The following is a 6,330-nucleotide window of genomic DNA, read 5'->3' on the forward strand; positions in this document are numbered from 1 at the left end:
CTGTGCATTCGGACGACCGAAACAGTCAAATATCTCGCCATATATTTACGAACCCGACACAGATAAGGCTCTCTGTGGATGTTCTCGACCGGCGGCTGATCGCCGCACTCCAGGTCAGCCCCCGCGCCCCCTGGGGCGAGATCGGCCGGGCGATCGGCGAGCACGAACGGACCGTCGCCCGCCGCCTGCAACGGCTCCTGGCCGAGGGCGTGGTGCGCGTCACCGCCATCTACGACGACCTGCGCTCGGGTCACGGCCGTCCCGTCCACCTGCACGCCCAGGTGCGCCCCGGAATGGCGCGCAAGGTCGCCGAAGCCCTCGCCGCCCGGCCCGACACCCGGTCCGTCTACTCCCTGACCGGCGCCACCGACGTCGGCAGCGAGCTCGTCGCCCCCTCCCGCGAGGACCTGCACGACATCCTGTCCGCGCAGATCAGCGCCATCGACGGCGTCGCCCAGACGCAGACCCAGGTCGTCCTGCACACCTTCCGCACCGTCGCCGAATGGCACGCGCCCTACCTCACCGAGCAGGAGGTCGCCGAGCTGCGGCCCCCGCCGCCCGCCGAGTGCCTGCCCGACGAGGACGGCCTGTCCCCGCTGGAGCAGGAGATCGCCGAACTGCTGGCCGCCGACGGGCGGATCGCGTTCACCACGATCGCCGACCGGCTCGACCTGTCCGTGCCGACCGCCCGGCGCCGCGTCGCCTCCCTGCTCGAACGGCGGGTGCTGCTCCCCCGGGCCGAGGTCGAGCCGGCGCTGATCGGCCTGGCCGTCGAGGCCCAGCTCTGGCTCAAGGTCCGCCCGTACGGGCTGGACCGGGTCGGGCAGACGCTGGCCGCGCACCCCAACGTGCGCTACTGCGCCGCCACCACCGGGACGCACGCGCTGATCGTCCAGGTCGCCACCGCGCACGAGGCCGACCTGTACCGGTTCCTGTCGGGCGTCGTCGGGTTGCTCGACGAGGTCACCGACGTCAATGTCACTCTCATAACCCGCGCCTACAAGCGCGGGCATCTGCACAAGTCCGGCCTGCTCACCTTGGAGAGAACACCATGACCCCTGCCGAGCACGAGGTAGCCGACCTCTGCGTGGAGCTCATCCGCGTCGACAGCAGCAACTACGGGGACGGCTCCGGCCCCGGCGAGCGGGCCGCGGCCGAGGTGGTGATGGCGAGGCTGGCCGAGGTCGGCGTCGAGGCCACCTACATCGAGAGCGCCCCCGGCCGGGGCAACGTGATCACCCGCGTCGAGGGCTCGGACCCGTCGCTCCCGGCCCTGCTCGTGCACGGCCACCTCGACGTGGTCCCCGCCAACGCGGCCGACTGGACCGTCGACCCGTTCGCCGGCGAGGTGCGCGACGGCTACATCTGGGGCCGGGGCGCGGTCGACATGAAGGACATGGACGCGATGATGCTGGCCGTGCTGCGCCAGCTCAAGCGCGAGGGCCGCAGGCCGCGCCGCGACCTGGTGTTCGCCTGGGTCGCCGACGAGGAGGCCGGCGGCGTCTACGGCGCCAAGCACCTGACGAAGCACCACCCCGAGCTGTTCGAGGGCGTCACCGAGGCGATCAGCGAGGTCGGCGGCTACTCGCTGGAGGTCGACCCGTCGCTGCGGCTCTACCTCATCGAGACCGCCCAGAAGGGCCTCGCCTGGATGAAGCTGATCGCCGACGGCACCGCTGGCCACGGCTCCATGCTCAACTCCGACAACGCGGTCACCGAGATCGCCAAGGCCGTGGCCAGGATCGGCGCCCACGACTGGCCGATCACCCTCACGCCGACCGTGCGCCGCTTCCTCACCGAGGTCGCCGACGCGTTCGGGCTGCCGTTCGACGAGACGGACCCGGCGCCCATCCTGGACAAGATCGGGCCGCTCGTCCGGTTCGTCGGCGCCACGCTCAACCACACCGCCAACCCGACCCAGCTCGACGCCGGCTACAAGTCGAACGTCATCCCCGGCCAGGCCACCGCCGTGGTCGACGGGCGCTTCCTGCCGGGCCACGAGGACGACTTCTTCAAGACCATCGACACGCTCATCGGGCCGAAGGTGCGCCGCGAGTTCGTGCACCACGACATCGCGCTGGAGACCACGTTCGACGGCGCCCTGGTCGAGTCGATGATCGAGGCGCTCAAGGCCGAGGACCCGACCGCCCGCGCGGTGCCCTACTGCATGTCGGGCGGCACCGACAACAAGACCTTCTTCGCCGACCTGGGGGTGCGCGGGTTCGGGTTCGTGCCGCTGCGGCTGCCCGCGGACATGGACTTCGCCTCGATGTTCCACGGCGTGGACGAGCGGGTCCCGGTCGAGGCCCTGCAGTTCGGGGTGCGGGTCCTGGACAGGCTCCTCCTAAACTACTAAGGGTGACTAACGACCCGTACACCCTGGCCGGGGAGGCCGCCGCGGCGCTGAAGGCCGCGGCTGGTCTCGACACCTTCGACGTGGCCCTCGTGATGGGCTCCGGCTGGGTGCCGGCCGCCGACGCGATCGGCGCGACGGTCGCCGAGATCCCGTTCACCGACCTGCCCGGCTTCTCGGCGCCCGCCGTGGCCGGGCACGGCGGCAAGATCCGCGTCATCCGCACCGACGGCGGCCGCCACGCGCTGGTCTTCCTCGGCCGCAGCCACCTGTACGAGGGCCGCGGCGTCGACTCCGTCGTCCACGGCGTGCGCACCGCCGCGGCGGCCGGGGTGCGCACGGTCGTGCTGACCAACGCGGCCGGCGGGCTGCGGCCCGAGACGCAGAAGGTCGGCGACCCCGTCCTGATCAGCGACCACATCAACCTGACCGGCGTCAACCCGATCACCGGCACCACGTTCCTCGACCTGACCGAGGTCTACTCCAAGCGGCTGCGCGAGCTGGTCCGCGAGATCGACCCGAGCCTCGACGAGGGCGTCTACGTGGCCTTCCGCGGCCCCACCTACGAGACGCCCGCCGAGATCCGCATGCTGCGCACGCTGGGCGGCGACATGATCGGCATGTCCACCGTGCTGGAGGCCATCGCGGCCCGCGAGGCCGGGCTGGACGTGCTCGGCGTCTCCCTCGTCACCAACCCCGGGGCCGGGCTGGCGGGCGACCCGCTCGACCACGAGGAGGTCCTGGAGGTCGGCCGCGCCACCGCCACCCGGATGGGCGAGCTGCTGGCCAAGGTGGTCGACCGGCTGTGAGCCTCACCGACCGGGCCCGCGCCTGGCTGGCGCAGGACCCCGACCCCGACACGCGCGCCGAGCTGTCGGCCCTGCTGGAGCGCGGCGACACCGCGGCCCTGCGCGACCGGTTCGACGCCAAGCTGGAGTTCGGCACCGCCGGGCTGCGCGGCGAGCTCGGCGCCGGCCCCAACCGGATGAACCGGGTCACGGTCATGCGCGCCGCCGCCGGGCTCGCCCGGGTGCTCGGCCCCGGCAAGCACGTGGTGATCGGCTACGACGCCCGCCACAAGTCCGACGTGTTCGCCCGCGACACGGCGGCCGTGCTCACCGGCGCCGGGCTGCACGCCTCGCTGCTGCCCGGCCCGCTGCCCACGCCGGTGCTCGCCTTCGCCGTGCGCCACCTCGACGCCGACGCCGGCGTCACCGTCACCGCCAGCCACAACCCGCCGCGCGACAACGGCTACAAGGTCTACTGGGGCGACGGCTCCCAGATCGTGCCGCCGATCGACAGCGAGATCTCCGCCGCCATCGACGCCGTCGGCCCGGTGGACGAGCTGCCGCTGCACGGCCCCGGCTCGCTGACGGAGCTGGGCGACTCCATCGTCGACGACTACATCGACGCGGTCGTCGCGCTGCCGCTCGGCGACGCCCGCGACCTGCGCGTGGCCTACACGCCGCTGCACGGCGTCGGCTCCGCCACGCTGACCGGCGCCTTCCTCGCGGCCGGGTTCGAGACCCCGATGGCCGTCGAGGAGCAGCGCAACCCCGACCCGGACTTCCCCACCGTGGCGTTCCCCAACCCGGAGGAGCCGGGCGCGATGGACCTGGCCGTCGCCCTGGCCCGCAAGCTGGGCTCCGACCTGGTGCTGGCCAACGACCCCGACGCCGACCGCTGCGCCGTGGCCGTGCCGCTCGGCGACGGCGCGTTCCGCATGCTGACCGGCGACGAGGTGGGCGGCCTGCTCGCCGAGCACGTCATCACCCACACCACCGGCGACCGCATGGTGGCGACCACGATCGTCTCCTCGACCCTGCTGTCCAAGATCGCCCACGCCCACGGCGTCCGCTACGGCGAGACGCTGACGGGCTTCAAGTGGATCATCAAGGCGGGTCCCGGCCTGGTCTTCGGCTACGAGGAGGCGATCGGCTACAGCGTCGGCTCGGCCGAGGGGCTGCCGGTGCGCGACAAGGACGGCATCGGCGCCGCCCTCACCGTCGCCGCCGTGGCCGCCGAGGCCAAGCGCGCCGGCCGTACCCTGCTGGACCTGCTCGACGACCAGGCCCGCCGCTACGGGCTGCACGCCACCTCGCAGCTCTCCGTCCGGGTGGACGACCTGTCGCTGATCGCTGGCGCCATGTCCCGCCTGCGCGCCGCGCCCCCGTCCGAGCTCGGTGGCCGTACGGTGACGCGGGTCGACGACCTGAGCCGGGGCGACGGCGGGCTGCCGCCGACGGACGGGCTCCGGTTCACGCTGTCGGGCGACGCCCGCGTGGTGGTCCGCCCGTCGGGCACCGAGCCGAAGCTCAAGTGCTACCTGGAGGTGGTGGTCCCGGTGACCGGCGAGGTCGCCGAGGCCCGCGCCGAGGCCGACCGCGACCTCGCCGCGCTGAAGACCGACGTGGCGGAGGCGCTGGGCCTCTGACCCCGGGGCGCGCACAACCGGTGCACAGCCGGACACAACCATCGGTTGTGCGCCCCTAGGGTGTCCGCGTGGACACCGAGGCATGGCGATCGTTCGTCCGGGCGGCCGAGCTCGGGCAGGTGCAGCAGGCCGCCGACGAGCTGGGCGTGAGCCAGCAGGCGGTCTCCAAACGGATCGCCGCCCTGGAGCGCGAGCTGGGGGTCCGGCTGTTCGCCCGCACCCCGCGCGGGGTCGAGCTGACACTCGACGGCCAGGCGTTCCTCCCGCACGCGCGCGGCGTCGTCGCCGGGATCGACCGCGCCGTCGCCGCGGTCAGGCCGGGCTCGCGCGCCCTGCGGATCGACGTCCTCGGCAGGCGCAGCGCGCAGGCCGTCGTCCTGCACGACTACTGGCGCGCCCGCCCCGGGACCGACCTCGACGTGGTGACGCTCCGGGTCGACGACCCGCGCGCGGCCGCCGCCGCCGTCGAGGCCGGCGAGGTGGACGCCTCGTTCCGCACCGTCACCGACCCGGCCGCGCTGCCGCGCGACCTGCGCATGATCCACGCGTTCTCCTCACCGCTGCAGCTCCTCACCGGCCCGCGCCACCCGCTCGCCGCCGCCCGCCGGCTCACGCCGGCGCAACTGCGCAAGCACCGGATCTGGATGCCCGGCATCGCGCCGCGCAGCGAGTGGTCGGAGTTCTACGACGAGCTCGCCACCGCGTTCGACCTGCGGATCGACGCGGCGGGCCCGCACTTCGGCGACGAGGTGCTGCTCGACGCCCTCGCCGACTCCGCCGACGTGGCCACCCTCGTCGGGGTGCGCGACCGGTACGTGTGGCCGGCGGGCCACGACCTGCGCCGCATCCCCATCGCCGGCCCGGCCCTCGTGTATCCGCTCTCGCTCATCCTCCCCCGGGCCAATCCGCACCCGGGACTGCACGGGATCATCGCCCACCTCGCGAGCCTGCCGGGGCCGCCCGAGCCCGCCTGGCTGCCGTCCTGGGCGGCTGCGACGCACGAGGAGGTGGGCCATGCCCGGTGACCGGCTGACACGCGTCCACAGCCCCGAGTTCCTGGCGATGGCCGAGCGGGTCCGGCGCGCCACCAAGCTGACCTCCCGGCTGAACGTGCGCCGTGCACCGGCACTGGTGAACGCCCCCTCCCGGGCTCCCGTGCTCACGCCTTCGGCGCCCGCTCAGGCAGCCGGGCGAACCCCGCGGCAGCGGCCAGCACCACAGCCGCCACCACCCACCACGCCGCCCCGGCCCCGAGGCTCATGGCCAGCGGCGCCAGCGTCAGATTCGCCAGAGCCGCGCCCCCGGACCCGGCCAACGACGAGGCCGAGGCCACGGTGGCCCGCTCGTCCGAGCCGACTCGATGGTGAGCCAGCTCCGCCCTGAGCACGCCGTAAGCTCCCAACCCCACGAAGAACCCCACGTAGGGCACACCCGCCAGCACCACCCCCGCCACTCCCCCCATGCCGACGGCCGCCGCCCCACCCAGCCCACCCAGCGCGACCGCCGCAACCAGCAACCCACCCACCGCCCCCCGCACCGACCC

Annotated in this window: 6 protein-coding genes; 5 read left to right on the forward strand and 1 reads right to left on the reverse strand. The window is 73.6% G+C overall.

Annotation, left to right across the window (positions count from 1 at the left end; genetic code table 11):
* Positions 1-74 precede the first annotated feature (74 nt).
* The 5 genes from KME80_RS52560 (at position 75) to KME80_RS02970 (ending at position 5,812) form a co-directional block, all read left to right on the forward strand.
* Positions 75-1,055, forward strand: a complete 981-nt coding sequence (locus tag KME80_RS52560; RefSeq protein WP_219499924.1) for an Lrp/AsnC family transcriptional regulator — start codon at positions 75-77, stop codon at positions 1,053-1,055.
* Positions 1,052-2,356: a M20/M25/M40 family metallo-hydrolase gene (locus KME80_RS02955; protein WP_219499925.1), complete on the forward strand. Its 1,305-nt coding sequence runs from the start codon at positions 1,052-1,054 to the stop codon at positions 2,354-2,356. Before KME80_RS52560 ends, KME80_RS02955 begins: the two co-directional genes overlap by 4 nt.
* Before the next feature lie 2 nt (positions 2,357-2,358).
* Entirely contained in the window at positions 2,359-3,162 is an 804-nt protein-coding gene (locus KME80_RS02960; RefSeq protein ID WP_219499926.1) for a purine-nucleoside phosphorylase, read from the forward strand.
* Complete coding sequence (locus KME80_RS02965) at positions 3,159-4,787, forward strand: phospho-sugar mutase (protein WP_219499928.1); 1,629 nt, start codon at positions 3,159-3,161, stop codon at positions 4,785-4,787. The genes KME80_RS02960 and KME80_RS02965 overlap by 4 nt, the downstream gene beginning before the upstream one ends.
* A gap of 68 nt (positions 4,788-4,855) precedes the next feature.
* Positions 4,856-5,812 carry a LysR family transcriptional regulator gene (locus tag KME80_RS02970; protein WP_219499930.1) on the forward strand — a complete coding sequence of 319 codons (957 nt, stop codon included), beginning with the start codon at positions 4,856-4,858 and terminating at the stop codon, positions 5,810-5,812.
* Between the two features lie 134 nt (positions 5,813-5,946).
* On the opposite strand, the gene KME80_RS02975 is transcribed toward KME80_RS02970, so the two are convergent.
* Positions 5,947-6,330: hypothetical protein (locus tag KME80_RS02975; RefSeq protein ID WP_219499932.1), on the reverse strand; the 384-nt coding region annotated here is incomplete at its 5' end.

Origin of the sequence: Nonomuraea ceibae (genome assembly GCF_019396325.1) — a bacterium.
In the GTDB taxonomy this organism is placed as follows: Bacteria; Actinomycetota; Actinomycetes; order Streptosporangiales; family Streptosporangiaceae; genus Nonomuraea; species Nonomuraea ceibae.

What these genes read in the sequence shown, in the direction of transcription:
- KME80_RS02955 (WP_219499925.1), top strand. Translation starts at nt 1,052, where the DNA reads ATGACCCCTGCCGAGCACGAGGTAGCCGACCTCTGCGTGGAGCTCATC.